Here is a 26,063-nt window from a genome sequence, read left to right on the forward strand (position 1 = left end):
TGGAATACTCGGTTATTTATTTGGGATTAGTGCGGATCGCCTAAAATGCCATGTTCTAGGCACTCAAGAATCTTACCAATAACAGTATTTTTTGGCAACCTATCTGTGTCAATGAGGATTGCGTCTTTTGCCTGTTTCAAAGGCGCGATTTCACGGTCTGTATCCGATTTATCACGAGCGATGATTTCTTTTTCGATTTCATCCAAATCCGAATCGATTCCTTGCTCTTTTAATTGATAATATCTTCTTTCAGCCCTAACGCGAGAGGATGCGGTTAAGAAGAATTTGTAACGCGCATCCGGAAATACGGCGGTACCTATGTCTCTACCGTCCATAATTAATTTGTGGATTAAGGCAAGATTGCGTAGCTGTTTATTTACGAATTCGCGGTACGATTTTTTATTGGCGATGTGTTTTATTTCTTTTGTAATCTCAGGAATTCGAATCTCCAAGGAAACATCTTCGCCGTTTAGAAAAATCTTATTTTCCTCCGACTCGGAGAAGACGCATTCCACGATCGCGCCGTCGGACAATTCATCCGGATTTCCTTTTCCGACCCATTCCTGAAAACTTTCCTTGGGTCGGATTTTTTTATACTTTCTAAAAATGTAAAGAGTTAAGGCGCGATAGAAAGCGCCCGAATCCAAATATTTATAACCTAACTTAGTCGCAAGTTCTCTAGCGACCGTACTTTTACCCGAACCTGCGGGACCGTCCAAAGCGATAACATTTTCGTTCATACGAGTACCGATCCGAGCTTTTCCTCGAAACCGGGAAAAGAGGTTTCGATCCAAGAAGTTTCATCAATCTCTAAAGGAAGTCCGGTGAGAGTTTTTAAGATCAAGAAGCTCATTGCGATTCGATGATCCATTCTGGTCAGTATTTTTCCACCTTTTCCGGAGAGCCAGGCATCCAATTCGGATGACATTTTCCCTTTTCCTAATTCGGAAAATTCGTAGCCGTCTTGGTATTCCCAGACTTCGATTCCTAGAGAGCGAAGATTGTCCACCATTGCTTTGATCCTATCCGATTCTTTGGCTCTTAATTCTTCCGCATGCCGAATCCTAAATCCTCCCTTGGCAAAGAGTCCGGCGATTGTAAGAATAGGCACCTCGTCTATCAAAGAAGGCATCCATTCCGCGGGAATCTCAGCAAAGTGTAAGTTAGACGAAATTGCTTCCAGATCTCCCACGGGTTCCCCGCATTCTATCCGCTCGTTATGAACTGATATTTTCGCACCCATCGCACGAAGAGCTTTTAAGATCCCCACTCTGGAAGGATTTAAACCTACGTTGCGAACAACGATGGAACCTTCCTTTAGTAGAACTCCCAGCACCAAAAAAAAAGCGGCAGAGGAGATATCTCCCGGAACTTTAAATTCTCCGGGTTGAAATTGATATGGCGGAGAAATCTTAAAATGGGTCGGACTAAAATAATCGATCGAGTTACCTAAATATCGAAACATATTCTCCGTGTGGTCCCTAGATAAAATTTCTTCGTCGTATTCCAACTGAGTTTCTGAAGCCATTGCGGCAAGCATCAAGCAGGATTTGACCTGGGCGGAGGCTATCGGACTGACGTAAGAAAACGATCCCAACTTCCGACCGATAATTTTCAAAGGGGCTCGATCCGACTCCCCTTCTATCGAGGCTCCCATGGCGACCAGAGGCTTTATGATTCTAGACATGGGACGTTTCCTCAAGGAAGCATCGCCGTTGAGAATCGCATGAATCCCTGGAACCCCGCAAAGAAGTCCTGCCGAAAGTCGGATTCCAGTTCCCGCATTTCCGAAATCCAATTCCGCTTTGGGAGAATGCAAATTAGCTTTACCCGGACTAGTGAATAGATAGGCTCCCGACGATTTCTTTTCCGCCTGAAGGCCGACCTGAGCGAAAGCGTTCATCGTATTCAGCGGATCTTCCGCTTCTAAAAATCCGGTGACTTTGGACGTTCCTCGGGAAAGGACCGAGAAAAGTACGGCACGATGAGAAAGGGATTTATCGCCGGGTACTTCTACTTCCCGGCCGAAAGAATTAGCTTTTCTTGGGACCATTATTGTGTTTTAATATTCCGTCCCGATCGACCCGGGCTTTTTCCATGAAGGACTTCCAGTGATCGGGGTCGAGCGGCTTTTGCGGATCCAATTCGGAAATTATTCCGTCCAAATGTTTTCTAAATTCTTGAAGAGACTTATAGATCTCGTCCCGATTGGAAGAAAATATCGGAGCCCACATTTTCGGGTTCGAACCTGCGATTCTCGTCATATCCCTGAATCCTCCGCCTGTTAACGGGAGAGGAGATCCTTCCGTAAACTTTTGGACGCACTCGTTTTCCCAAACCCAGTTCGTCATAATTGACGAGATCAAATGTGGAGCATGAGAAACGTAGGATAATATTCGGTCGTGTTCGAGAGCCGGGATCTCGATCGTTTCCATTCCTAAGAATCTCCAAAAAGATTCCAATTTAGAATATGCATCGGGAAGAGCATCCTTAGGACGAGTCAGAATACAGAGTCGGTTTTCGTACAAATCCGCATTAGCAAATTCTAAACCTGATTCCTCCGATCCGCACATCGGATGGGAAGAAACGTATCTATGTCCCGATAAAGATACGGTATTTTTTCCGGATTGAATATCGGAATCGTCTATGGATTCGATCGAGGTATCCTCGTATAGTTTCGGTTCTACTTTAAAACCGTGTGTTAATGCCGAATCTACCGCCGAAATAATATCTCTCTTAGTGGATCCCATATCCGTCATATATCCGCTAAAATTTTTGGGCAGAGTTCGTATCAATTCGATCGTCGTATCGACGGGAACACCGAATACGATTAAATCGTACGAGTTCCAATTCGGAGCATTTTGAAACTCGACGGACGTTAGTAGATGATCCGCAGAACCTAAAGAGATTCCCTTTTTCTTACTTTCTTCGGAAGATACGATTCCGGTAACTTCCGCACCGGCCTGTTTTTTCTTTAGGGCAAGCGAAAGCGAAGCCCCCATCAATCCGAGACCGTAAATTAGAATTTTACGAAAAGGAAAATTCACGGATTCGGCGGAGAAACCGGGTAAGAACCCAGTACCCTCAAGTATATTGTATTTTCCTTAAGTGCATTCAAAACTTCCTCGATGACCGGGTCCTTTCTGTGTCCGTGAAAATCGATGAAAAAGTTATATTCCCAGGATGTTCTTCTTGTCGGTCTCGTTTCCACTTTAGAAAGATTGATTCCCTTATCAAAGAACGGTTTCAATACCGAATATAAGGACCCGGGTTTATCCGGAACGGAAAGCACGATCGAAGTCTTATCATTTCCGGTTGGAGGACATTGGTTTTTACCGATAATCAGAAATCGGGTGGAATTTCCCGACATATCTTCGATAGATTCGCGAATCACATCCAGTCCGTAGATTTCGGCAGCGATCGAGGACGCGATAGCCGCACATCCTTCCTTTTTCTCCGCGACGATACTTGCCGCCCTGGAGGTGGATGGAGTCTCGGAAATTTGAACGTGAGGAAGATTCGCCGCAATCCAATTTCTACATTGTGAATTAGCGATCTTGATTCCATAAAGAGTTTCAATCTTATGGAGATCATGCTCGAAACCGAGAAGATTCAGAGTAATTTTAAGATAGATCTCCGAATAAATATTAAGATCCGAAACTAAAAACTGGTCCAGGGTGGAGTTGACTAACCCCTCGGAGGAATTTTCCACAGGAACGACTCCGTAATCCACTTTATCCGTCTCAACAGCGCGAAATACTTCCGGAATGGACGGGAACTCGCTCGCTTCCACGGAAGCTCCGAATCTTGCCCGGACGGCTTGATGGGAAAAAGATCCCTCCGGCCCCAGATATCCTACGGAAAGTCCTTTTTCCACCGAAAAGGATCCTGACATGATTTCTCGATAGATAGCGATCAGAACTTTGTCCGGAAGAGGTCCAACGTTGAGATTTAAAATTTTCTCATATACGTCCTTCTCTCGATCGGGTCGATAAATCGGATCCTTGTTTTCGCGTTTGATCTCGCCGATCGCGGATGCTATCTCCGCTCTGGCCAAAATGGCCTTGACGATTTCTTTATCCAGAGAATCTATTTTTTCTCTGAACTCTTTTAGTTTGTCGTTATTCTTGGCCATTTTCGATTAAGTCGTCCAGGTTTTCGAATTTTAGCTCTTTTACTTCGACGGGAGCCGGTAAGTCTGAAAGTTTATTTAGGCCGAAATGCAATAGGAATTCTTTCGTGGTTCCGTAGAGCGCCGGGCGACCGGGCACTTCCTTATTACCGACCGGTTTGACCAATTTTTTTGAAATCAAGGAGGTGACCATGGCTCTGGAAGAAACTCCTCGGATATCGTCTATTTCCGACAAAGTGATCGGTTGTTTGTATGCAATGATAGCTAACGTATCTAAACTGGAGCGTGATAGCTGGTCCCTTTTTTTTTCTTTAAAAAGTTTTCCTAAAATCTCGGAAAAACGTTCATTTGTCGCGAATTGGTAGGCGCCGGCAATCTCGCGAAGAACGAATCCGCCGTCTCTTTCCTGATAGTCCAAAATTAGTTCGTCTAGAATTTCCCTGGCTTCGTGCTTCTCGCACTCGACCGATTTGGCGATGCTGGCAAGCTTGAGCGGTTCCCCGGAAAGGAAAAGGAGGGCTTCTATCAGTCCCTTTAAGCCGGATTTTTCGCGTTCCACGGTTCTCCCACCAAGAAAATACGGATTTCGCCGAAGGTTTTATGCTGGCGAATTACCAGGATTCTCTGTTTGCAGAGTTCTAGCATTGCCAAAAAGACAGCGACAACTTCCGCTTTCTCGGGTTTGACCAACGAAAACAATTCCTCAAAAGAAATATCGGACCTTTCGACGAGGAGTGTGGAAATCGACTCCATCTTTTCCTCGACAGAATATCGGTGGGGCGCGGTAAGTAAAGCGGGAATCTCCCCTTCTTCCTCCCGTTTTTCAAGTATCTCGTTAAAGGCTGAGATAAGGTCGAGCAAACTTAAATCCAGCCAAGAATCTTGCTCTTCAATGACTTGGTTACTTTCCCGGGCAAAAACGCCGGACTGAGATTTATCGACTTCGGATAGCTTCTGGGCCGTAAGTTGGAATTTCTTGTGTTCCAGGAGTTTTTCGACTAGTTCCGGCGGGAGAGGCGGATCATAGTCTTCTTCTTCAAACCCCGGATCGGGTAATAGTGCTTTCGATTTCAAATACACTAGATTCGCAGCCATCAATGCGTATTCTGCGCCCAAGTCTATGTGGATATTTTCCGAAATTTTTAGAAAGTGGAGAAAGTCTTCCGTAATTCTCGAAAGAGAAACTTCGAATATATCGACTTTATAACTTTCGATCAGAGACCAAAGGAGATTTAAAGGCCCCTCGGTAATTCCGCCTTCCGTATTATTCCATTGGACCACGAAGGTCTTCCCACCGTCCTCCCTCTCCATATTTCAAAAAACCTTTATGAATTTAAAGCTTTGTCTGCCGCTTGCTGCAACCTCTCCGGAGAGAAGGGCTTAACTACGAAATCCTTGACACCCATCTTAATCGCTTTGGCAAGAAGTTCTTCCTGACCTAATGCGGTAACCATAATGATTCGTGCCTTCGGATCTATTTTAAAAATTTCTTGGGCGGCTTCGATTCCGTCCTTTTCCCTCATGGTGATATCCATGGTTACGAGATCCGGCTTTATCGCCTTGTACTGATCGACGGCGATATTACCGTTTTCGGCTTCACCTACGATTTCGTGGCCTCCCGCTACCAAGGCATCTTTCACCATGGTCCTCATAAACTTTGCGTCGTCCACTACGAGAATTCTGGCCATATTTTTAATTTCCCCTTTCTTTAAGAATAGAAAGTATCCTAGTTGTAATTGCGCTGACCGGTTCTACGAATTGAACGCCGCCCATTTCAATGGCTTGGCGGTTCATTCCGAAAATCACCGAACTTGCCTCGTCTTGGGCGATTGTAGCCGCTCCCGTTTCTCTCATTCGAAGAGTCGCAGCGGCTCCATCCTTTCCCATACCGGTCATTATCACACCGATCAAGGCGCTACCGTATTCCCGGATTGCGCTGTCAAAAAGAACTTCGACGGAGGGCCTGTGTCCATTTACAAGGGCTTCCTTACCTAATGCAATCCATTTCCGACCAGCTCTAGTTTCAATGCGAAGATGAGCGTCGCCCGGCGCAACATAACCGACACCCGCTTCCACAGGTTCGCCGTCTTCCGCTTCTTTTATTCGGATCTTAGAGTTATCATTTAAACGCGAAGCAAACGCTTTCGTAAATCCAACCGGCATATGCTGTACGACGAAAATCGGTAAACGAAATCCTTCCGGAAAAGTGGAAAAAACGGTCTGTAATGCTTTTGGCCCGCCGGTAGAAGTACCGATGCAAACCGCCTCAATCGCCTTCGTTTCGCCTTTAGAAAACCTAGCCTTTAGCGTGTCCGAAAGTCTATGCGCATCGATGATAGGTAGAATCGTCCGGACACTTTCGAAATAGGAAAGAATTCTGTTGCGTAAGACTGCTCCTAACTCCTCGGGATTAAATTGACTCGAACTTGAAGGTTTCGGAATAAAATCGATCGCTCCGTATTCCAAGGCTTTAAATGTGGCTTCGGCGCCATACTGGGTCAGCACCGAAAGCATCATCACCGGTATTCCGAGTTTTCGTTTCTGTAATTCTTGGAGAGCAGATAATCCGTCCAACACAGGCATTTCGACATCCAGTATTACGAGATCGGGTTTCAACTTCTCTGTTAATTCGATACAATCCAAACCGGTCTTTCCGGTGGCTATCACTTGGATTTTTTCATCCTTTTGGATCTGATCAGAAATAATATTCCGTACAAGTAGGGAATCGTCGACGATTACGACTCGTATTGGAGTATTGGAATTCATTCTTTATTAGCCTTCAAAAACCGTTCGGTTTAGAACTTAGGAATAAGTGCCATTAGCTCATCAAAATCCGGAAGGAATAAAAGAACACCGAGCAAGTTATTTCCTTCATGATTAAACTCGGTTAGCATACTCAAAAATTTCGTTCGTTCGGGTTTTACCGCATCTAAGACTTCTAAGAACGTACCTTCCACCAGCTCCGGGACGGCAGGCATAACGCTTACTTTCGCCTTATTAGAAATGGAATTTAGTACGGAGGCACAGACGATATTCGAAATTTCGGATAAAACGCTCTTTGTATCGTCGTCCAGATTATCGCCGGGAGAGACGGTATCTAAAAGTTCTTTAGCGAGATTCTTGGCGTTCTCTCTGGAAAACATCATCAAAAGATTCCCGTTAAGATCCCCGTTCATCCGAACTTTCATCCCGTAAAATTTATCGTCGGAAAATCTAATTTCGGAAGCCAAACCTTCCTTATCATTCATTAGAATTTCTGGAATAAAGAGATCCACATTTCGATTTAGAATCTGAGATAAGACCATCCCTGCGTTCATCATCCCGGTATTAACGACGGCTTCGATTTTCTTAATCTGCTCCCTCGTCAAATTTCCCGTAAAATCCTTGGAATGAGAAACTGACATCATTCTCTGCTTTTTCTGTTCTAGAAAACCCTCGATAATATGTTCGGCTCTCTTTTTTTCCTCATCGGTATTAACCGAATCCGAGATGAGTTCCGAAATATGAGACCTGTATTTGTCTTCCATTCCGAATTTAGGAGAGGAGGGCGCGGTTTTATCCATGACCGCAGTATTCGAAACTGACGGCGCCGAAGGTTCCGCAGTTTTACCGCCATTGGGCAAAAGACGATCATCGCTTACTTTAAGTTCGACGGAGAATGCGCCTTCAGTTTTTCCCGCACCTTCCCGATGCAGATCCTCTTTCCCGGCGACGATCTTTCTGGAATCGTCTTCCTTTTTGCGTTCGGTTTTCTTTCGTTTTGCCCTTTCGCGGGTCGTAATTTCGTGCAGTTTATGATTGTATACGTTCGTAGGATTGGACGTTTTTTGAATGTACATCTCTTCTTCGGTTTCGATCGTTCGGATCGTACTGATTCGCTTCATCGTCTCCAAATGATAGTTGATATACCTGCCTGTTTCGTCCAGATAAGAAGCTATCTCGACTAATCCCGGAATATCGAGAACCATGATAATAGTACCGTCTCCCATGATGGAAGCGCCGGTGAGTCCTTTGATATTTTTGAAGTTCTTCTCCAAAGACTTAATAACGGTTTCATGCTTTCCGACGAGCTCATCCACCATGAAGCCGAGTTTTCTTCCTTTAAATTGAACTATTACGACCGGAGATTCTTCCCGATCCGTTTTATCCTGCAATCCGAGGATCCGATTCAATCGATAAATCGGCAGCACTTCTCCGCGAAGATTGATGATTTCGTTTCCTTCCAAAGTCGTTATCTGTTCGTTGTTGACCTTGATAGTTTCGTTCACTTCGGATAACGGGAATGCATAAACTTCCTCTTCCATCATTATTAGAATGGAAGGGATAATCGCCAAAGCTTGCGGGAAAGATAATACGAAAGAAGTTCCCTGTCCTTTCAGAGATTGAATCAAGATCTTTCCCTTAAATTCCTGAATTAAATTATTCACGACATTCATTCCGACTCCGCGACCGGATATGTCCGTAATCTTCTCCGCCGTGGAAAATCCCGGGGCAAAAATAAATTGATAAACGTCGTTTTCAGAAAGAGCCGCGGCGTCCGTCTCCGAAACCAAACCTTTCTCGACGGCCTTTAGGCGGATTCGTTCCACGTCGAGACCCTTTCCGTCGTCTCGAATTTCCACCATGATATTACTTCCGCCTTGATAGGCGTTCAATTCTACTATTCCCAGTTCGGGTTTTCCGATACGTTTTCTTTCTTCGGGAGATTCGATTCCATGATCGACCGAATTGCGAATGAGATGTAACAAAGGCTCCCCTAACGCATCGATCACTTTCTTGTCCAGTTCCGTGGATTCTCCGTTAAGAATCAGGTCCACTTTTTTTCCTGTCTCGAGTGACAGGTCGCGCACAAGACGGGAGAAGCGGCGGAAGACCGTCGAAATAGGAACCATCCGGATATTCATAATTCCGGATTGCAGTTCTTTAGAAATCCGATTGATTAAATCGATTCTACCTTTGAGTTCATTGAAGAGCTGATCTTCTCCAAAAGTACGTAATAAATCGTCGTAAATCTTCTGAAAGCCGGAATTGGTGATAACCAATTCTCCGACATTATTCATTAATTGGTCCAGTTTATCCGATGAAACCTTAATACTCTTTAATGTGATTTTCGCATCACCGGTTTTCTCCTCTTCGTCTAGTTGAAAAGAAGTGATCGCGTTCGATTCGGTCGTATAACCGAGCTGAGAATTAGGATGAAATTCTTCAATTGTAAGAGTCTCGACCATATCCACATTGGCGGCTTTGGTCAATTCATCCTGGGGTTTATGACTCAGGATGAGAATCGTCAGAACGGCGGCCTCCGTTCCTTTTTCCAATTCTTCCAAGTTAGGATTGGTTCTATAGATGGTTCCAATTGGTTTTAAATTCTGAAGAATAAGAGAATATCGCAGACCTTTCATCGGAGCGTCCGATTTTAAGCCGACTTTGAGAATCCAAAAATTTCCCCCGTTTGCCCTAAGCATTTCTTCCAGTTCTTTCTGATCGTCTCCGTCCAGTTCCAGATGCGAGGAATGCGATTGTTGATTCTGTTCCGCCAAAACAGTCCTCGCACGAGATTCCAACTTCTCTTGGGATTCCTTGGTCGCCTCGGGATCGTTTTCATACGCCTCTAATCTACGGATCATATCCGTATAAGGCGTGTCGACTTTCTTCCCCTGAGAAACGTTAACGATTACATTCTTGATAAGATCAAAACATTGAAATAATAGATTTACGAGCGAAAGTTTTACGGCTAGTTTTCCGTCTCGAATACTTTGGAGAAGGTTCTCCATTTTATGAGCTAAATCCGAAAGATTATATAGTCCTACGAAAGCGGCCGAGCTTTTGAGAGAGTGTGCGGCTCGAAATATATCGTTGATCGTCGCCGGATCGGACTGGTCTTTTTCCAACTTTAATAAATTGGCATTTAGTTCTTCGATCTGGTCTTCCGATTCTTCCAGAAAGAGTTCGGTATATTCTCCTAGTACTCCTGCCACTTAATTTTCCTCCGCAGTGAAGTCGATTAGCTTGGAGAGATTCAAGTTAAGAACCAGAGTTTCTTCGTATTGGCTTACGGATTCGATCAATTCACTGTAGCTTACGCTCAATTCCGCGCCGGCCTCGCTAATTTTATCTCTATGGATTTTAACTACTTGCTTTACGGAATCGACCAGCAATCCGCCTCGTTTTTCACCGTTGACGACTACGATAATTCTCGTAGAAGAAAGGACATCGCAAAATCCAAGACCGAACAGCTCCTTTAAATCCATAATCGGAATGATTTCGCCGCGCAAATTAATCACTCCAAGAATGAAACCTTCCACATTCGGAATGCGGGTAATAGGAACCGGTTTTAAGATTTCATGAATGTGCAAGATATCGATTCCGAAAAGCTCCTTATCCACTTCGAAGGTCAAGAATTCCTTCAATCCTTCTACGTCCTTACCGGTTTGATCGTCTTCTGCGGGATTCAATTTTTCGATGGCTCTCACCGGTCCTCCACGTAGGTAATTCCGAAAATAAAGTAAAAACTCCTTCTCGGGGGTTCAGCGGCTCCCATATACAATCGGATTTCGGAAGCGCGGAATTCTCAGATTTTCAATTTATCGGACTGAATTTTCATCGCTTTTCTTTGGAAAGCAATGGTTTTTTTTGTCAGTCAGAATCGTTCCGGCTCGAATGTCGTGCTCTTCCGCTGAAAATTCGCAGGGAAACAGAGATTCGAACGTTAGACCGATCAGATTTGCCCTCGGAACCCCGGAAAGCGCACGATCGTAAAACCCTTTCCCTCGACCCAATCTTGCTCCTTCAAAAGACCAGGCCAAAGCAGGCACTAGGATCAAATCGGCGTCTTTCGAAGAAATTATTTCTTTCCCGACTGGCTCCAAGATGTTAAACGCACCAATTTCGAATCTTTCCGGTTTTATAAACGCCAAATCCAGGTTTTGGACCTTCGGAAAAAAGAAAAATATGCCCTTTCCGCTTAGCGACCGTGATTCTTCGAAAGGAAGCGGATCGATTTCGTATTCGTCCGCGACATAGGAAATTATCCGTAGGGAGGTCCGTTGTCCCAAAGAATAGGTAATAATTTCACGCAACCGTTCTCGAATTAGATTCTCTTTTGTCGTTCGATCAGGAAGACGGAGAATCGAGTCTTTACTGATCTTTCTCGCTTCTTGCTTCGATAGCAAATTAAAGGTCCCCTATGAGACCTTCTTCCAAAAGGGTAATCAGTTTTCGCGTTTTTTCTTCCGCCTCGGGAGAAGAGGAACCGGAAGAAGAAGGCTGAGCGTTTCTCAGTTGCTCTAGTTCGTCCGCAAAATTCAAGGCTGCTAAGACCGCCAACTTCAGCTTTGAGGAAGATGGCATCCCCAAGCTGAGTTCCCGGATTTTACGATCAACCACTTCCGCCAATTGTTTGATGTATTCCGGATCCGCATCTCCAACGATCGTATAATCGTCGCCTAAGATGCGCGTCGTAATCTTTTCGCTCATTGCTATGGTTTGGAGTCTTTGTGATCTTTGTGATCTTTCGGTTCGTCTTCAATGACTAAAAAATCATCGTCTTCATCCGCGTCGAATACGCTGATCGCATCGTCATCGTCTTCGATAATGATGTCATCATCGTCCGCGGATACCGGACTAAAATCGTCGATTGGCTCGTCGGTGATAATGATTTCATCATCTCCTCCGGAACTATCTTCGGACGATTCGGAAATTACCGCAATATCGTCGTCTTCGTCGTCCAAAAGGATAATTTCATCATCCTCGTTAAAATCCTCTTCGGATGAATCGGTAATGACCGAAGGAGTCGGAATAGAACTAGCGGACGGAATGGCGGAGCCTCCGGCAAAAGCAGCAGCTGTAGGAGGAACGGAACTAGCTGGCGGTGCAGAAGAACTAACTGCAGGCGAGGAAGACGGAGAATTACTAGAACTTGATGTACTCGCGGGTGAAGTCGGCAGACCGTCCAAGCGTCCGAGAAGCTGATTGATCTTCCCTTCGAGCGCCCGCTCCCTCTCTTTCATCTCCTCGAGTTCTTTTGTAGTCTTTTGAAGCTGCTCGCGAACGGAAGCGAGCTCTTTCTCTTTTTCCTCCATGGCCAGTTTCATCTGGTCATTTTCCGCACGGAGAGTTTCGTTTTCCGATTCTAGCCGGCCGTTTTCGGCCCGAAGATCGCTAATCAGTTCGAGAGCCTTAATGACCTTACTTTCGAGTTCTTCGATGGTCTCCATTGTTAGCATAATGAGAACCTCATCCTTCCGGTACGTGATTTTTAATAGGACGCATAAAGATCATTCTTAAAGAACGACCTGAATCTTTTTGGACCGCCAAATCGGCGAAATCCATCCTATTTTTCTATTTTCGGCAAAAGAGAAAAACCTTTTTTTAGAAAAACAAAGAGAGCCCAGGAGAATCCGGGCCCTTTTTTGATTTCTTACCAAAAAACAAGGTTTTTTCGGTGCTTCCAACTCCCTTTGGAGGAGAAAGAAAATTCAACGGTTTGAATTAAACGGCTACTTTGATTTTTTCGACCAGAGCGTTGAATGTCTCTTTATCGCTAAAAGCAAGTTCAGCCAACGCTTTTCTATCTAAATCGATGTTAGCTTTTTTCAAACCGTACATGAATTGTGAATAGGAAAGTCCTGCTTCACGCGCGGCGGCATTAATACGGATAATCCACAATTTGCGGAAATCACGTTTCTTAGCACGGCGATCGCGGTATGCCCACTGGCCGGCTTTCATTACGGCAGATTTAGCGGTTCTATAAAGCTTAGAACGAGCGCCCCTAAATCCCTTAGCTTGCTTCAGGATTTTTTTGCGACGGTTCTTATGAATGGTTCCGTTTGTAGCTCTTGGCATTAGCGCACTCCGTAAGGCATTAATCTAACGATTGATTTCCAATCGGCATCCACTACCAAAGTCATTCCCCGGAGACGACGGCGCCTCTTAGGTCCTTTTTTGGTAAGAATGTGACGGGTGTTCATGCTCTTCCGTTTAATCTTATTATTTTTGGAAAACTTGAACCGTTTTGCTGCGGCCCTGTTTGTCTTCAGCTTGGGCATTTTCCTACCTCAATAACTCCTAAGTTCCTGCTCACTATTTCGCGACGGCGGGGGTGATCACGACGACGATTTGACGTCCGTCTAACACCGGTTCCCGTTCAGGCGTACCATAACCTTTTAAGTCTTCAACCATTCGATTGACTACGTTCATCCCTAATTCCGAGTGCATCATTTCTCGGCCCCGGAAGCGGAGGCTCACTTTCACCTTGTCCCCTTTTTGAAGGAACTCGACTGCGTGGCGTTTTTTAATCTCATAATCATGCTGATCGATCCGAGGACGAATCTTCACTTCTTTTACATTAATTACGTGTTGTTTCTTCTTCGCTTCTTTGCTTTTTTTAAGTAGCTCGAACTTATACTTACCGTAGTCGATCAGCTTGCAAACGTGAATTTCCTGGTCTCCAGATACTTCTACCAAGTCCAGGTTTTCTTCCTTCGCCTTCCGGAGGGCTTCTTCAAAGCCGACGATCATGACACCGTCATCTGTGACCAATCTTACTTGGGCAACCCCAGTAATTTTTTCATTAATTCTATGGCTAAACAGTTTATCCGTGGGTTTAGGTTGGGGCTTCCTCTGCATTCAGTCTCCGGCTATTTTTCCAATTTTTTGGCTCTTGGGCCTGCATTCAAGCGATTTTCTCCCAGCATAGGGGAAGACAGGGCCTCTCATCAAGTAGAATTTAAGAGATATGCAAAGGAATCTGAGGGCGCCTCCCTGCGTTCGCAGGGATCGGGCTGTTTCGGGTTCGGCTATCCGCCTCATCCCGCATGGAAATCCGATGCAGTAACGAATTCCGAATATTGGCATGCGGGACGTTGCCCTACACATCCCTGGCGCGGTACTAGGTTGTACTAGGGGTTTGTTCGGCGAGCCCCCGCCCTGGTTCGGGTGGTGGTGGAGGGCTCGTGGGCGAGGTCCTCGGCTCTATATCATAATTCCTTCGATTCGCCAAGCGCTTTTTATACGAGATTTTCTGTTGGAGCTCCCTCTCAAATACCTAGTATGGAGCTACGGCTCTGCACGTTCCTAACGCTTCGCTTAATACGCACACATCGTTAAAAGTATTTCTCCGATTGTTTTGTTCTGCTCACGCGGCTCCGCTTCGTAACAGAACTGATACAGGCTCGGCCTGAAAAGCACTTACCTTTAAGATGGAAAAACCAATTACATTACCTGACGTATCGACTTTTTCCATTACTGCATCGTTCTCCGTCTCTTTAAAGTACCCTTCTTTCTTTTCAAAAAGAACCTCTAAATAGTCCGATTCTTTATCGAAATATATCTTGATCTCTCTATCCATATAAAACGACCCCTTCCTTGACCTTATCGGTAAAGTATGCGGTGACAAGAAATAAATCTTCTCCGCGATTCTTTATTACCGCACAAAGATATTTTCTACCTACTGGAGTTGCCTCGAAAAGTTTATAAAACAGCTCAACGCTCGAATCTGCCTTGGATATTCTCACCTGGTCCGGTTGTGACAAACACTCTGCAATTTTTTCATCCTGCCCGAACATCTCGGGATGATCTTCTTCAAAATGCCTTCTACGCTCTAAAGTAATTCGAATATTTCTTTTGAACACATCTTCTAAAAGATTCATTTCGCCGAGATTAAAAGATTATGAACGCTTTGCATCCCTTCTTTCCTACCTGAATCGGCTCCCCCTATGCGACAAGCCGTTTTAATCGAACTGTATCCTATTTCAGGATTCTTCGTACCGAATCGTATATGCAAAAAACGAGATTTTCAGTTCTATGCGGATTCCGGACGGTCATTTGTATATTTCACATGAAAGATACACGGGACGTTGCCCTACACATCCCTGGCGCGGTACTAGGTTGTACTAGGGGTTTGTTCGGCAAGCCCCCACCCTGGTTCGGGTGGTGGTGGAGGGCTCGTGGGCGAGGTCCTCGGCTCCATATCATAATTCCTTCGATTCGCCAAGCGCTTTTTATACGAGATTTTCTGTTGGAGCTCCCACTCAAATACTCGATTGAATCTCCGATTCCAATTGCTTTACAAATTCTGCAAATGAAAGGTTTATTGTTTCCTCCGATCCCCTCTTCCGAACCGCTAAAGTACCCGACTCTCTTTCCTTTTCGCCTAAGACGAGTAAGTAATTGGCTTTTTTTAATATTGAATCTCGAATTTTCGCTCCGATTTTTTCGTTACGAAAATCCGCTTCGACTCTAAAGCCCAGGTCTATCAAATTCTTTAAGACTTCCTGTCCATACGACTGGACCGAATCGGTGACGGTAAGGATTCGAATTTGGTTCGGAGAGACCCAAAGAGGGAATTTCCCTTCGAAATGTTCCGTTAAAATGCCGATGAATCGTTCCAAAGATCCGTAAATGGCCCTATGAATCATCACTGGACGTCTTTTTGATCCGTCCGAATCGGTATAATCCAACTCGAAACGGTCAGGCATCGAAAAATCGATTTGGATTGTTCCGCATTGCCACATTCTTCCGATAGAATCCTTAATATTAAACTCGATCTTCGGTCCGTAAAAGGCGCCCTCGCCTTCTTTAATTTCGAAAGGAATTCCCTTCTTATCCAATGCTTGCTTAAGGGCATTCGTAGAAAATTCCCAGTCCTCGTCTTTGCCCTGAGATTTCTCGGGGCGCGTCGCGATATAAGTTTTAAATTCAGTAAATCCGAATTTTCTATATACATGAAACGTAAAGTCGATGATGTCCACGACTTCCGATTCCATAAAATCAAGCGGAGTATAAATATGAGCGTCGTCCTGAGTAAATGCTCGCACCCTAAAGAGTCCGTGCAAAACTCCATGAAGTTCATGGCGGTGCACGCTGCCGAGTTCCGCGAATCGGAGCGGAAGCTCGCGATAAGAATGTAAATGATGCCTGTAAATCAGACTGCAACCGGGACAGTTCATCGGCTTGATGGCGAATTCCTCTTCATCAATCGAAACGAAATACATGTTTTCGTAAAAATTATCCCAGTGACCGCTTTTACGCCATAAATCCGAAGATAGAACCGCGGGGGTCCTTATTTCATGATATCCTCGCTTAGCGCATTCTTTTCGAATATAATCAGCCAGCGAATTCCAAAGGATGGTTCCTTTAGGATGCCAAAACGGAAATCCGGGAGCCTCGGGTTGAAAAGAGAAAAGGTCCAACTCTTTCCCGAGCTTGCGGTGGTCGCGCTTCTTAGCCTCTTCCAATCGCAAGAGATACTCGTCCAATTCCTTTTTGGAAGGAAATGCGACTCCGTAAATGCGAGTCAACATTCGATTTTCTTTATTCGCTTTCCAATACGCCCCGGAGAGAGCGGTCAATTTAAACGCCTTTAGAAAACCGGAACGCGGGATATGCGGGCCGCGACAAAGATCGAACCATTCTCCCATTCCATAGATGGAAACTTGCTCGTCGGGTATTTGACCGATAATCTCGATCTTATAATTTTCCCCCATCTTCGCAAAAGTGGAAACGGCTTCTTTTTTATCCAAGACTCTACGAAATATCTCGTAATCGCTTTCTACGATTTTTTTCATCTCGACTTCTATCTGGGGAAAGTCTTCCGGAGTAATTATTGTATCGCCGAAATCTATATCGTAGTAAAAGAAACCCGGTCCGTTTTCGATCACTGGGCCGACGGTTAACTTTGCATCCTTATATAGATTTTGGACTGCCATTCCGAGTAAGTGAGCCGCAGAATGTTGAAAGGTTTCCCAGCCTTCTTTATCTTGAAAGGTGAGTACTTCCAGCTTTGCATCCATATCGATAGTACGGCTTAAATCCAAAACCTGGGTTCCATTTAAACGAACCGCCAAGGCCTTGTTCTTTAAAAATGGGAGATTCGATTCTATAAATTCTTTATAGGTGGAACCGATTGAGGTCTCTTTCTGGCTGCCGTCAGGCAGAACGAATTTTACGATCTTATTGCTAACTTCCACAGTTCTTTACCCAGCCCTTCTTCCATAACGCCAAAAGCGGGGTTTTTCCTCAACCATTTAGAACCTATAAGGCGGCCATCCCGCTCGCTCAATCGTTCGAAGATTGAATCGGAATCTAAGCGTACCTCCTATTCTCTATTTCTCGATTGACCCCTATCTCTGTCGGACAACCCTGTCCGTATATGAAAGCGTTCTTGGTTTTGGAAAACGGGGACGTATACGAGGGCGAGTCCTTCGGCTACGAGACCCAATCTGTCGGGGAAATCGTCTTCAATACGTCATTGGCAGGATACCAAGAAATTTTAACGGATCCGTCTTACGCCAACCAAATTATCACGCTCACCTACCCAATGATAGGGAACTATGGTATCAGTCCCGAATATATGGAATCTTCTAAGATTCAGGCTAGTGGGATGATCGTTAAAGAGTACGTGGATCGCCCTTCCAACTTCAAATCCGAAAAAACTCTCTCACAATTTCTGAAAGAATATAAAATTCCCGGGATTCAAGGAATAGACACCCGGAAATTAACTCGCTTTATCCGCACTAACGGCGCGCCAAACGGAGGCATCTTCGTTGCTGAAGAATATTCGAATTCCTTTCTGGAGAAAGTGAAGAGGTTTCCCGGAATCGCGAACGCAGATCTCGCGAAAGTAGTCAGTACCAATCATAAATACGAATTCGGCACTTTAGAAGGAAAGAAATATAAACTCGCAGTTTACGATTACGGAGTAAAAACCAATATTCTGCGGCTTTTAGATGCGGTAGGATTTGCAGTGACCGTTTATCCGGCAGAAACTCCTGCTGACGAAATTATGAAAGATGGAGTCGATGCATTCTTCCTATCCAACGGCCCGGGAGATCCTGCCGCATGTACCTATGCCATTGAATCGACGAGAGCCATCCTAGAAAAAGGATATCCACTCTTCGGAATTTGCCTAGGCCATCAAATCATCGGCCTAACCATGGGTAAGAAAACCGAAAAAATGAAATTCGGTCATAGGGGGGGAAATCAACCGGTTAAGAATATGGCAACCGGCAAAGTGGAAATCACCTCTCAGAATCACGGCTTCGCGGTGGTTGCGGAATCCTCGGAAAAAGAACCGGTATCTTTCGTGAATCTGAATGATCAGACGGTCGAAGGGATTTTAAAATCCGGCTATCCTTTACTTTCTGTCCAGTACCACCCCGAAAGCGCCCCCGGACCTAATGACAGTAGGTATCTGTTCAAGAAGTTCTACGACTTAGTGGACTCTACAAAGAACGGACTAAAGCTAACTAGCATCTTATAGCTTGAAATCTTAATCATAGTGATTCGATTTTTGGGCGAGCAATCTTCTCAAATAGATTTTCTGATAAAAGAATTATATTTTCATTATAGATAGGATCGGGTATTTATAGTCAAAAACCAACGAGTCAATTTTTTCACCCCGCATGCATTCAAGTGAGTATAATCCCCAAAGACGGAGATTTCGAAAGGTTCTTCCGGCTTTACAAACGGAATTTCGTCCTTCTTTAAGACGGTTTCGAATTGGGACAGCGCATTATCTTCTCCAACTGCGGTAACAAAGTCAGGGCGAGAAGGAATTAATAATACCTCGAAAGAAATATTCTCTTTTTTTAATATTTTAAAAATCGATTTCCAGGCCGCAAGCGAGGAAGACCTCATTTTTTTATAATTCGATTCCCAACCCCGACCTGGCAATGCTTGAGGAGAATGGTTTGGAACGCATTTGCCGGTATAAATCTCCGAATTATTCCATTCCAGAAATCCTTCGTTTCTCTCCAACTCCGCGACTAGTCGTTCATTCTTATCCCGATTCGTCTTCCATCTTTCGATCGGATTTACGGATAAGATTTCCGAAAGTCTGGGATCCGTCTCCAGAAATTGTTCAGTCTTAGGAATCGTCCGAATTTCCGAAGAAATCGCCGAATTCAATTTCATCAAAGGGAAAATTCTTGCCAGGGCGAAAAATAAAGCGTCTCCTATATTCCGAAAGTAAAAAGTTCGCTCCTGAGAATTCCAGTATAGGCTCCAACGAAAAGAATCGTAATTCAATACAAGAGAACGATGCGCGGGAACAATATCCACATCCGCGGTATTGAAATAATTCGCATTCAGGAATATTTTTTCGGGTTTCCATCCTGAAGAAAGAAGTTCGTTTATCCGAATCAAGATCCCTTCCGGTTGTTCCGAAGGTCGTGGTAAAAAAAGAATCCTTTTCCCTGTGGATTTTTGCAATTCAGCGGGATTTATACCGCTCATCAACTGACTATCCCCCAGAAAAAGCCAAGTCGGCTCCTTATTTTTCATCCCATCGTAGACTAGCCGTCTTTCGAACTTTTTCCGCAGAAGATCGTACAAAAAAGCGTTCTTTTCCTGAAACGGTAGGAAATACTCGAAAAGAAAATTAGAGGCCAAGATCAAAAGGAAAAGAAATGACCCCGCCCAAAAAAGAATTTTATGTTTCCCTAATTTTTTCATATCAAAACTGGAAATAAAAGAAGACTTTTTTTTCGAAAACACCCGCGCTCATAAATAGTAACGCAAAGAGAAAGGCGAGAACCGAATATTTTAAGAATGATCGGGATCGACTCCATCTGGAGAAAAATTCATCCGAACCTCCGGCCCTAATCTGCAGAATATCCACAAAGATCAAAGGAAATCCGAAAAAGAGGACCTTAGCAGCCAATTCGGGCGACCAATAATATCCGGAAAATGCATTATGGAAATACGGAATCCAATCGCTCGGACGAGTAATATTAAAAAGAATTAAACCGAATGAAAACAAAGTCCATGTCAGAATGGCGCCGACGAATTTGCTCGATTTTTGGATCCAGATCTTCGAAGTCCATTCCGATCTACCCAAAGTCTTTGCCCCGATTAGATAGAAAGAAATCTGGAGGCCGCAAAACAAACCCCAAACTAAAAATCCATATGCCGCACCGTGCCATAAACCGCCTAAGAGCCAAACGAACATGATATTAAAGATTTGCCGAAGGAGGCCTGATCGATTTCCTCCTAAAGGAATATATATGTAATCCCGGAGCCAACTCGATAGGGAAATATGCCAGCGCTTCCAAAATTCGGTGGGGTTCGAGGCTAGATAAGGAAAATTAAAATTGTTGGTAAGTTTAAAGCCTAGCATCCTCGCCAATCCTCTCGCTGCATCCGTATAACCGGAAAAATCGGCGTACAATTGTAAACTCATCACGAAAGCTAACCACCACACGATCCCGTCCGGCCAAACGACTCCCGGTTGCAAAACTTTTTCTACGAAGAAGAGCAGATTGTCTCCGACAAAGACTTTCTTAAAAATCCCCCAAGAAAATAGCCATATCCCTGCCCAGACTTCTTCGTTTACTATGACGCGAGGATTTGCGATTTGTGGAAGCAGGGAATTAGGTCTTTCAATCGGACCGATCAGAAGCAACGGAAAAAATAAATCATAAACGCAAAATTGTACCAGATCGGTCGAAGCCCGAATTCGATTAATTCTGATTTCGACGATATAACTTATATTATGAAACGTATAAAAGGAAATTCCCAGGGGCAACAAAAGCTTCGGTATTCGAATTCCTTGGCCGCCGAACATAAAAGCTAGATCATTCCACACTTGGGCGCCGAAGGAACTATATTTAAAGACACCGAGAAGAGCCAGATTCAATCCGATTAGGATTCCAGCGACCAAACTTTTGCGTGAATCGGTTACGTTGGAGAGCCAAAGTCCTCCTAGAAAATTTCCCAGTACCGAAAATACCAAAATCAAGGTCGGCTCCCAACCCCAAGAAACGTAAAACGCCAAACCGGAAACTAATAATAAAAAATTCTGACCTCTAGTATCGAAACGATTGTATAGGAAATAAACTACTCCGAAGAAGAGCAGAAATCCCAAGGAGTGAAATAACATAAGAAAACTACGATTCTTCGATCAATTCAAGTAATCGTTCTTTCTCTTTCGTATCTGCGGGGAAACATAAGGTCTGATTGGCGGTCGAGGTTTGGAAGTCTTTACTTTGGCGATCTAGTTCAACGATTCGATTCCGAATTTTTCGCACTACGATTTGAGTCTCCTCTCTATCCTTACCGTCCAAGACCACGACGTATTTACCCTGCCCTACTCTATAACAGTAGTCACTCTCTCCCAAATTTTCTTGGATTGCGTTTCTTAATTCTTCACAATAATAGGCAAAATAGCCGGCTCCTTTCATCCTAACCACTCGGGTCGCATTCTGAACCTTGAAAATAGTAAGACTGAACGGGGTTCCTATTTTAGAAGCACGCGCAATCGCTTCGTTAATCTTCGATTCTACCGGACTGAACGGATCTCTAAAAACCGCATCGCGCTCTTCCAGCATCAGTAGATTGGAAAGGATTGGGGCGGTTATTTCGGAAATACCGACCGCGGATTCTCGATCAGTATCCGTCCAAGGAAATTCCGTTTCGTGAATGACGAGCATTCCGACCAGCCAATTCAAATTTAAAAACGGGAGGATATCGAACTCATGCATCAGCCCCAACTCGTCGTTCGTTAGTTGAGCGAGTAGTTCCGGATTTTTTCTAAAATTTGCGATCCTAAAGACACCCGGAACATTCGCAACGATTCCGACTAGATTGGAATCTAATCCTAATCTAAATCTCCCGATCGTATCCGGAGTCAATAGGTTCGTTCCAAAAACCTTATATTCTTTTCTGTTCATCCGATCCAAAAGAAGTAAAGTCCATCTTCTCAATCCGAGTTCTTTCTTTAAAATTTCAATCAATCGATCGTAAGCCTCGTCCATATCGCGAACTTGAGCCAAATCACGAGCAGTCGATAAAATTCTTTCGTTACTTTTTAAAACTTCCTTTAGATGATCGTTTTCCTGATGGACAGCTTCCACGTCCATTATACGCCGAAAAACCGAACCGGATATCTCGCCTACGATCTTAAGAAATTCAAGATCCTCGATCGTATAATCTTCACCGGCCACCGTTTTAGTGAGAAGGATAATTCCATAAAATTCCTCGTGGCTTCGAATCGGCACTAAGAGTTCCGCAGAAGTTTTTTCCAAAATTTCTTTTTCCTTCCTAGGAACGATAAGCTTAAGCATCTCCTTCGCATAAATTACGGAAGGAGCGCGCCGAACCGCTTGGTAAATTTCGTCGCCTGATTCCAATACCCAGGTGGGATCCGCATCCAATCCTTGCGCATCCACGACTCTTAGTGCGTCAAAATCACCGTTGGTAGAAGAGAAAATCACAACGGCTTCGGCTCCGATTTGACCTAAAATCGAATAGGACAGGTTTTCAAAAAAACTGGTAAAATCCCTGGATGCGGCGATTTCTTTCGAAATTTCAAAGACCGACAGGTAGTTTTCAAGTTTCTTCCGAGAAGCAATCTGCAAATCGATCGGCAACGTGGAATAATCTGAGTCGTCGTCAAAAAGGAATTCGGCTTTCTCCCTTTCCTCCTGGTCTCTACGATGAGGACGGTTCGCTTCCTTAGTTGCTTGTGTCTCCGCGTCCTTAATCCAATCCGAGAATGGATCATCGATTTTGTCCGCCTCGCCTAACGATTCCGCTTCGGAAATCGGGGCTTCAAGTTCCGACGTTGCGATCGCATCCTTTTCGTCGGGCTCGAAGGAAGGCAAATCGTTAAACGAAGTATCGGCGGTATGACCCGGCTCGAAAGACTCTAAGTCATTTAAAAACGCATCTTCTTTTTTGGAATCGGTCGGCAAATCCCCGAACGTCGAATCGGGAAAATCGAATTCGGGGGGTTCAGAGCCCCCCTCTCCGTCTTCATCCATCGGTTCGAATTCTGCATTTGGAGCAAAGTCCGAAGCGGCAGCGGGAGAATCGTAAGAAAATTCGTCTTCACTGGATGCGGACAAAGGAGCCGGTTCGAATTCCGCCGGATCTCCGTAAGCCGAGTTGAATTCTTCCGGTTCTTTTCTGCTAGTGAATTCCTTTGCCTTTTCTAGAAGGCCCTTTGCTCTGGCCGCCATGGACTTTCTTAATAAGGAGGGCTTTTCGGAAACCGCTGCAGACTTCGAAGGCGAAACGGAATCCCCGGCTGGGACAGCCGTCTCGGAACGAATCATACGACTGACTTTGTCTAGAAGACCCATAGTCGTCAGACGCCGATTTGTTTCATTAATTTCTTATAAAGTTCGAAGTAGTCGGAACGAGAGAATTCTCGAATCATATCGTCCGGTAAATTACCTAGCAATTCGTCGAGATATAGTAAAATTCTTTTCATCTCTTCTTGAGACGGTTGAACTTCGCCACCTTCCGCACCTGCAGGAGCTCCCTCACTCGCAGGAGCCGCAGTCTGACGAATTTCTTCGATCGGAGATAATTCTCCTTCGTCGGCGAATTCATCCAGTACGATAAGCAGCTCCGGATCGGGCGGTAACGCCTCGACCGTCGGTACGGTATCCAGATGACTTTCTTTTTCCGAAAAATTCAAATCCGCGATAAGAGCCTCGTCTCCGGTAGCACCTAACGCGTCCAAGTCGGAGGCTGGAGGAGGCTCGGAGAGCAACGCGTCCAATTCTCCAACTTCCATTCCTCTCGGTTCTTCGTCGGCGAGCAAATTACCCAGTTCGTCGTCGGAAAGAGTGATCGGCTCGTCGGCCTCTTCTCCCAGATCCCAGTCGGACGGGGCCGCCGTTTTTACCTCGGACAACTCGTTTAAATCTGCAACCGGTCCGTCCCAGTCTATGTCGTAATCGGTTTTAGGTTCCGAAGACATTCCGAGTTCGTCCAATTCATTGACTGGCAACGCAATCGGCCCGCCTTCGTCTTCTTCCTCAGACATGAACTCGGAGGTGGATTCCTCTTTTCCCTCTTCGGATAACAAATTACCTAATTCATCTTCGGAAAGAGCAATCGGCTCGTCGGCATCGGCGAAGAAATCCGGTTCGTTTGCGGCGACAGGTATCGCCTCGTCCGCGGATGAGAGCAGATCTCCTAGTTCGTTATCCGAAAGAGCAATCGGCTCGTCGGCCTCCTCGTCGGAAAGAAGATCCATCTCTTTTGTCAGACGTTCCGTTTCTTCACCGTCACCGATATCGGAAAATGATAAATCTCCAAAGTCCGGTTCCGCCGAGACTTCCGCAGTTTCCTCTTCTCCGGAAGAGAGTAAATCCCCTAATTCATCGTCGGAAAGAGCGATCGGTTCGTCGGAATCTTCTTCCTCGGAAAGAAAGTCCGGTGTTGTCGCGGGTACGGAAGCTTCTTCTTCTCCGGAAGAGAGTAAATCTCCTAATTCGTCGTCGGAAAGAGCAATCGGTTCCTCCGATTCGTCTTCATGCGTTAAAAAGTCGGATCCGGGAGGAATTACGTCGGTATCTTCCACCTCATCCAGCACTCGCGCAGCGAACGGATCGTTTTCATCTTCCGGAATCGTAAAATCGCTGAACTCGCTGACAGGTAAAGATATTGTTTCCTCTTCGTCCGAAATGGTCGGCGCTTCCAGGTCGGCTCCGAAATCGAAGTCGGAAGCGATAGGTTCCCCCAGCAACTCCTCTTCCGGTTCGCCTATGGCAAAGTCCATCTCTGCCCCCTGAATTTCTTCTTCCGGAATTTCCAAATCGTTTAAAGAAAGCGAATCGGAAGGTTCTTCCGATCCCGAAGATAGCAAATCGCCTAATTCGTCATCCGAGAGAGCGATCGGTTCGTCGGAATCTTCTTCGGATAACAAATTTTGTTCCGGTACTTCAAGGGAAAAATCCTCCGCAATAACTGGAGTCGGTTCTTCGGAGGAAGGCTCGAAATCCGCCCATCCCGCCGTAGACTGCGGCTCTTCCGATGCGATTATATCGGGACCGAAATCGATTTCGGAGGTAGTACCTTCGTCGGTTAGCAAATGGTCGAGTTCGTCGATCGAGAGAGCAATATCCCCTTCTTCATTCGGTTCTTCTAATGTGGAGTGAGTCGAGCCGGAGACCGGAAAGTCATCTCCGCCGATATCCGCAAAAGCATTATCAACCGTTTCGTGTGACTCGATAGTCTGCGGGGCTTCGCCTAATAAATCGCCTAATTCGTTGTCGGAAAGAGAGATCGGACCTTCGTCATCCGATAGAAATTCGTCCTCGATAGGATGCGTAGCGGTAGGTCCGACCGAGTCTTCCGACTCTTCTTCTTCCATATCGAAATCGGCGAGATTAGCACTTATATTAATATCTTGTAATTCATCATCGGAAAGAGAAATCGGAGTTTCGTCCTCCAATTCCAGATCGCCAAAGCCGGTTTCGTGTTCATCCGTTTCAAACGGTTCATCATCGGAATGAAACGCCGAGGAAGGAACTTCCCCAGGCTGCGAAAAATCTCCCAGATCCAAGGATCCCAAATCGGAAAACGCGTTTTCCGTACTCGATTTAGATTCGAGATCGGTGGCAGTGGAAGACGCAGCTGCAGTATCTTTCCAGGATGGTGCCGTCGCTTCGGTCGAAGTATTGGAATCTTCCTCTTCTTCGATATCTAAGAGGCGATCTATTTCCGCATCGATAAGAGGATCGGTCAGTTCAAAATCGAAATCTTCGTCAAGGTGGACTTCTTCATCCAATTCGTTTAAATTAATACTTAGATCGTTATCCGTAAAATCCTGCGCGGGCTCTAAATCGCCGAACGCCGTCGGATACTCTTCCCCGGAAGACGCTAATAACTCTTCGAAACCGCCGGGATCCGACGTTTCAGTTACCGGTATGGAATCGAAGTCAAAGGCCGAAGAATCGTCCCCCGAAGAGAGAAGAGAATCTATATCATCCAAACTCATTTCATTCGGATCAAATTCATCCTCGCTTCCTTCGGGAAGATTCTTTCCTTTGTTTATCCTAAAATCGTCCGCCATACTTCCTACAATATATCACTTATACCGGAAGATCCCTAAATTTCCAGGGAAATACAATCCGAAAATTATCTCACAGGATATCTCAAGATTGAGAGTCCGTATGAGCTCCGTTTCTTCTTCCCG

The 26,063-nt window shown here is 45.0% G+C and carries 24 protein-coding genes; 1 reads left to right on the forward strand and 23 read right to left on the reverse strand.

Features of this window, described 5'->3' with window-relative positions; all coding sequences use genetic code 11:
* Positions 1 to 26: 26 nt before the first annotated feature.
* The 19 genes from cmk to thrS form a co-directional block, all read right to left on the reverse strand.
* Positions 27 to 740, reverse strand: a complete 714-nt coding sequence (gene cmk / locus LEP1GSC050_RS06915; protein WP_010570516.1) for a (d)CMP kinase — start codon at positions 738 to 740, stop codon at positions 27 to 29.
* Complete coding sequence (gene aroA, locus LEP1GSC050_RS06920) at positions 737 to 2,053, reverse strand: 3-phosphoshikimate 1-carboxyvinyltransferase (RefSeq protein ID WP_010570517.1); 1,317 nt, start codon at positions 2,051 to 2,053, stop codon at positions 737 to 739. The genes cmk and aroA overlap by 4 nt, the downstream gene beginning before the upstream one ends.
* Positions 2,034 to 3,047: a prephenate dehydrogenase gene (locus tag LEP1GSC050_RS06925; RefSeq protein WP_010570518.1), complete on the reverse strand. Its 1,014-nt coding sequence runs from the start codon at positions 3,045 to 3,047 to the stop codon at positions 2,034 to 2,036. The genes aroA and LEP1GSC050_RS06925 overlap by 20 nt, the downstream gene beginning before the upstream one ends.
* The gene (gene pheA / locus LEP1GSC050_RS06930) at positions 3,044 to 4,135 is read right to left on the reverse strand and encodes a prephenate dehydratase (protein ID WP_010570519.1); all 1,092 of its coding nucleotides are present in this window, start codon (positions 4,133 to 4,135) and stop codon (positions 3,044 to 3,046) included. Before pheA ends, LEP1GSC050_RS06925 begins: the two co-directional genes overlap by 4 nt.
* Complete coding sequence (scpB, locus tag LEP1GSC050_RS06935) at positions 4,122 to 4,691, reverse strand: SMC-Scp complex subunit ScpB (RefSeq protein ID WP_010412087.1); 570 nt, start codon at positions 4,689 to 4,691, stop codon at positions 4,122 to 4,124. Before scpB ends, pheA begins: the two co-directional genes overlap by 14 nt.
* Positions 4,667 to 5,443, reverse strand: a complete 777-nt coding sequence (locus tag LEP1GSC050_RS06940; RefSeq protein WP_010570520.1) for a segregation and condensation protein A — start codon at positions 5,441 to 5,443, stop codon at positions 4,667 to 4,669. The genes scpB and LEP1GSC050_RS06940 overlap by 25 nt, the downstream gene beginning before the upstream one ends.
* A gap of 14 nt (positions 5,444 to 5,457) precedes the next feature.
* A complete protein-coding gene (locus LEP1GSC050_RS06945; protein WP_010412092.1) occupies positions 5,458 to 5,820 on the reverse strand; it encodes a response regulator in 363 nt (120 codons plus the stop codon).
* 4 nt (positions 5,821 to 5,824) lie between these two features.
* Complete coding sequence (locus tag LEP1GSC050_RS06950; protein ID WP_010570521.1) at positions 5,825 to 6,898, reverse strand: protein-glutamate methylesterase/protein-glutamine glutaminase; 1,074 nt, start codon at positions 6,896 to 6,898, stop codon at positions 5,825 to 5,827.
* 29 nt (positions 6,899 to 6,927) lie between these two features.
* Complete coding sequence (locus LEP1GSC050_RS06955) at positions 6,928 to 10,110, reverse strand: chemotaxis protein CheW (RefSeq protein ID WP_010570522.1); 3,183 nt, start codon at positions 10,108 to 10,110, stop codon at positions 6,928 to 6,930.
* Positions 10,111 to 10,605 (reverse strand): chemotaxis protein CheW, encoded by a 495-nt coding sequence (locus tag LEP1GSC050_RS06960; RefSeq protein WP_010570523.1) that lies wholly within the window; start codon positions 10,603 to 10,605, stop codon positions 10,111 to 10,113.
* 111 nt (positions 10,606 to 10,716) lie between these two features.
* Entirely contained in the window at positions 10,717 to 11,304 is a 588-nt protein-coding gene (locus tag LEP1GSC050_RS06965; protein ID WP_010570524.1) for a 5-formyltetrahydrofolate cyclo-ligase, read from the reverse strand.
* A 1-nt stretch (position 11,305) separates the two neighbouring features.
* Positions 11,306 to 11,608, reverse strand: a complete 303-nt coding sequence (locus LEP1GSC050_RS06970) for a cell division protein ZapA (protein ID WP_010570525.1) — start codon at positions 11,606 to 11,608, stop codon at positions 11,306 to 11,308.
* A gap of 2 nt (positions 11,609 to 11,610) precedes the next feature.
* A complete protein-coding gene (locus LEP1GSC050_RS06975; protein ID WP_010570526.1) occupies positions 11,611 to 12,357 on the reverse strand; it encodes a hypothetical protein in 747 nt (248 codons plus the stop codon).
* A gap of 265 nt (positions 12,358 to 12,622) precedes the next feature.
* The gene (gene rplT / locus LEP1GSC050_RS06980) at positions 12,623 to 12,976 is read right to left on the reverse strand and encodes a 50S ribosomal protein L20 (RefSeq protein WP_010412114.1); all 354 of its coding nucleotides are present in this window, start codon (positions 12,974 to 12,976) and stop codon (positions 12,623 to 12,625) included.
* Complete coding sequence (rpmI, locus tag LEP1GSC050_RS06985) at positions 12,976 to 13,179, reverse strand: 50S ribosomal protein L35 (protein ID WP_010412116.1); 204 nt, start codon at positions 13,177 to 13,179, stop codon at positions 12,976 to 12,978. The genes rplT and rpmI overlap by 1 nt, the downstream gene beginning before the upstream one ends.
* Positions 13,180 to 13,213: 34 nt before the next feature.
* Positions 13,214 to 13,759 carry a translation initiation factor IF-3 gene (gene infC / locus LEP1GSC050_RS06990; RefSeq protein ID WP_010570527.1) on the reverse strand — a complete coding sequence of 182 codons (546 nt, stop codon included), beginning with the start codon at positions 13,757 to 13,759 and terminating at the stop codon, positions 13,214 to 13,216.
* A 508-nt stretch (positions 13,760 to 14,267) separates the two neighbouring features.
* Positions 14,268 to 14,480, reverse strand: coding sequence for a DUF2283 domain-containing protein (locus tag LEP1GSC050_RS07000; protein WP_010570529.1), 213 nt, complete (start codon positions 14,478 to 14,480; stop codon positions 14,268 to 14,270).
* Complete coding sequence (locus LEP1GSC050_RS07005; protein ID WP_010570530.1) at positions 14,473 to 14,781, reverse strand: hypothetical protein; 309 nt, start codon at positions 14,779 to 14,781, stop codon at positions 14,473 to 14,475. The genes LEP1GSC050_RS07000 and LEP1GSC050_RS07005 overlap by 8 nt, the downstream gene beginning before the upstream one ends.
* Positions 14,782 to 15,162: 381 nt before the next feature.
* Positions 15,163 to 17,100: a threonine--tRNA ligase gene (gene thrS / locus LEP1GSC050_RS07010; protein WP_010570531.1), complete on the reverse strand. Its 1,938-nt coding sequence runs from the start codon at positions 17,098 to 17,100 to the stop codon at positions 15,163 to 15,165.
* 182 nt (positions 17,101 to 17,282) lie between these two features.
* Here thrS and carA point away from each other — a divergent pair, with 182 nt between their 5' ends.
* Positions 17,283 to 18,392 carry a glutamine-hydrolyzing carbamoyl-phosphate synthase small subunit gene (carA, locus tag LEP1GSC050_RS07015; RefSeq protein ID WP_010570532.1) on the forward strand — a complete coding sequence of 370 codons (1,110 nt, stop codon included), beginning with the start codon at positions 17,283 to 17,285 and terminating at the stop codon, positions 18,390 to 18,392.
* Positions 18,393 to 18,475: 83 nt separating this feature from the next.
* On the opposite strand, the gene LEP1GSC050_RS07020 is transcribed toward carA, so the two are convergent.
* The 4 genes from LEP1GSC050_RS07020 to LEP1GSC050_RS07035 form a co-directional block, all read right to left on the reverse strand.
* Complete coding sequence (locus LEP1GSC050_RS07020) at positions 18,476 to 19,414, reverse strand: hypothetical protein (protein ID WP_232225669.1); 939 nt, start codon at positions 19,412 to 19,414, stop codon at positions 18,476 to 18,478.
* Between the two features lie 172 nt (positions 19,415 to 19,586).
* On the reverse strand, positions 19,587 to 21,011 hold the full coding sequence (locus tag LEP1GSC050_RS07025; RefSeq protein WP_010570534.1) for an MBOAT family O-acyltransferase: 1,425 nt from the start codon (positions 21,009 to 21,011) through the stop codon (positions 19,587 to 19,589).
* A 7-nt stretch (positions 21,012 to 21,018) separates the two neighbouring features.
* The gene (locus tag LEP1GSC050_RS07030) at positions 21,019 to 23,214 is read right to left on the reverse strand and encodes a cyclic diguanylate phosphodiesterase (protein ID WP_010570535.1); all 2,196 of its coding nucleotides are present in this window, start codon (positions 23,212 to 23,214) and stop codon (positions 21,019 to 21,021) included.
* A gap of 5 nt (positions 23,215 to 23,219) precedes the next feature.
* Entirely contained in the window at positions 23,220 to 25,940 is a 2,721-nt protein-coding gene (locus LEP1GSC050_RS07035) for a midas domain-containing protein (protein ID WP_010570536.1), read from the reverse strand.
* Between the last annotated feature and the right edge of the window lie 123 nt (positions 25,941 to 26,063).

The organism is Leptospira broomii serovar Hurstbridge str. 5399 (assembly GCF_000243715.2).
GTDB lineage: Bacteria > Spirochaetota > Leptospiria > Leptospirales > Leptospiraceae > Leptospira_B > Leptospira_B broomii.

Excerpts from the sequence above, each read along its gene's own strand:
- cmk (WP_010570516.1), bottom strand. The coding sequence starts at position 740 with ATGAACGAAAATGTTATCGCTTTGGACGGTCCCGCAGGTTCGGGTAAA.
- aroA (WP_010570517.1), bottom strand. The coding sequence starts at position 2,053 with ATGGTCCCAAGAAAAGCTAATTCTTTCGGCCGGGAAGTAGAAGTACCC.
- pheA (WP_010570519.1), bottom strand. The coding sequence starts at position 4,135 with ATGGCCAAGAATAACGACAAACTAAAAGAGTTCAGAGAAAAAATAGAT.
- LEP1GSC050_RS06940 (WP_010570520.1), bottom strand. The coding sequence starts at position 5,443 with ATGGAGAGGGAGGACGGTGGGAAGACCTTCGTGGTCCAATGGAATAAT.
- LEP1GSC050_RS06945 (WP_010412092.1), bottom strand. The coding sequence starts at position 5,820 with ATGGCCAGAATTCTCGTAGTGGACGACGCAAAGTTTATGAGGACCATG.
- LEP1GSC050_RS06950 (WP_010570521.1), bottom strand. The coding sequence starts at position 6,898 with ATGAATTCCAATACTCCAATACGAGTCGTAATCGTCGACGATTCCCTA.
- LEP1GSC050_RS06970 (WP_010570525.1), bottom strand. The coding sequence starts at position 11,608 with ATGAGCGAAAAGATTACGACGCGCATCTTAGGCGACGATTATACGATC.
- LEP1GSC050_RS06975 (WP_010570526.1), bottom strand. The coding sequence starts at position 12,357 with ATGCTAACAATGGAGACCATCGAAGAACTCGAAAGTAAGGTCATTAAG.
- rplT (WP_010412114.1), bottom strand. The coding sequence starts at position 12,976 with ATGCCAAGAGCTACAAACGGAACCATTCATAAGAACCGTCGCAAAAAA.
- rpmI (WP_010412116.1), bottom strand. The coding sequence starts at position 13,179 with ATGCCCAAGCTGAAGACAAACAGGGCCGCAGCAAAACGGTTCAAGTTT.
- infC (WP_010570527.1), bottom strand. The coding sequence starts at position 13,759 with ATGCAGAGGAAGCCCCAACCTAAACCCACGGATAAACTGTTTAGCCAT.
- LEP1GSC050_RS07000 (WP_010570529.1), bottom strand. The coding sequence starts at position 14,480 with ATGGATAGAGAGATCAAGATATATTTCGATAAAGAATCGGACTATTTA.
- LEP1GSC050_RS07005 (WP_010570530.1), bottom strand. The coding sequence starts at position 14,781 with ATGAATCTTTTAGAAGATGTGTTCAAAAGAAATATTCGAATTACTTTA.
- carA (WP_010570532.1), top strand. The coding sequence starts at position 17,283 with ATGAAAGCGTTCTTGGTTTTGGAAAACGGGGACGTATACGAGGGCGAG.
- LEP1GSC050_RS07020 (WP_232225669.1), bottom strand. The coding sequence starts at position 19,414 with ATGAAAAATAAGGAGCCGACTTGGCTTTTTCTGGGGGATAGTCAGTTG.
- LEP1GSC050_RS07025 (WP_010570534.1), bottom strand. The coding sequence starts at position 21,011 with ATGTTATTTCACTCCTTGGGATTTCTGCTCTTCTTCGGAGTAGTTTAT.
- LEP1GSC050_RS07030 (WP_010570535.1), bottom strand. The coding sequence starts at position 23,214 with ATGGGTCTTCTAGACAAAGTCAGTCGTATGATTCGTTCCGAGACGGCT.
- LEP1GSC050_RS07035 (WP_010570536.1), bottom strand. The coding sequence starts at position 25,940 with ATGGCGGACGATTTTAGGATAAACAAAGGAAAGAATCTTCCCGAAGGA.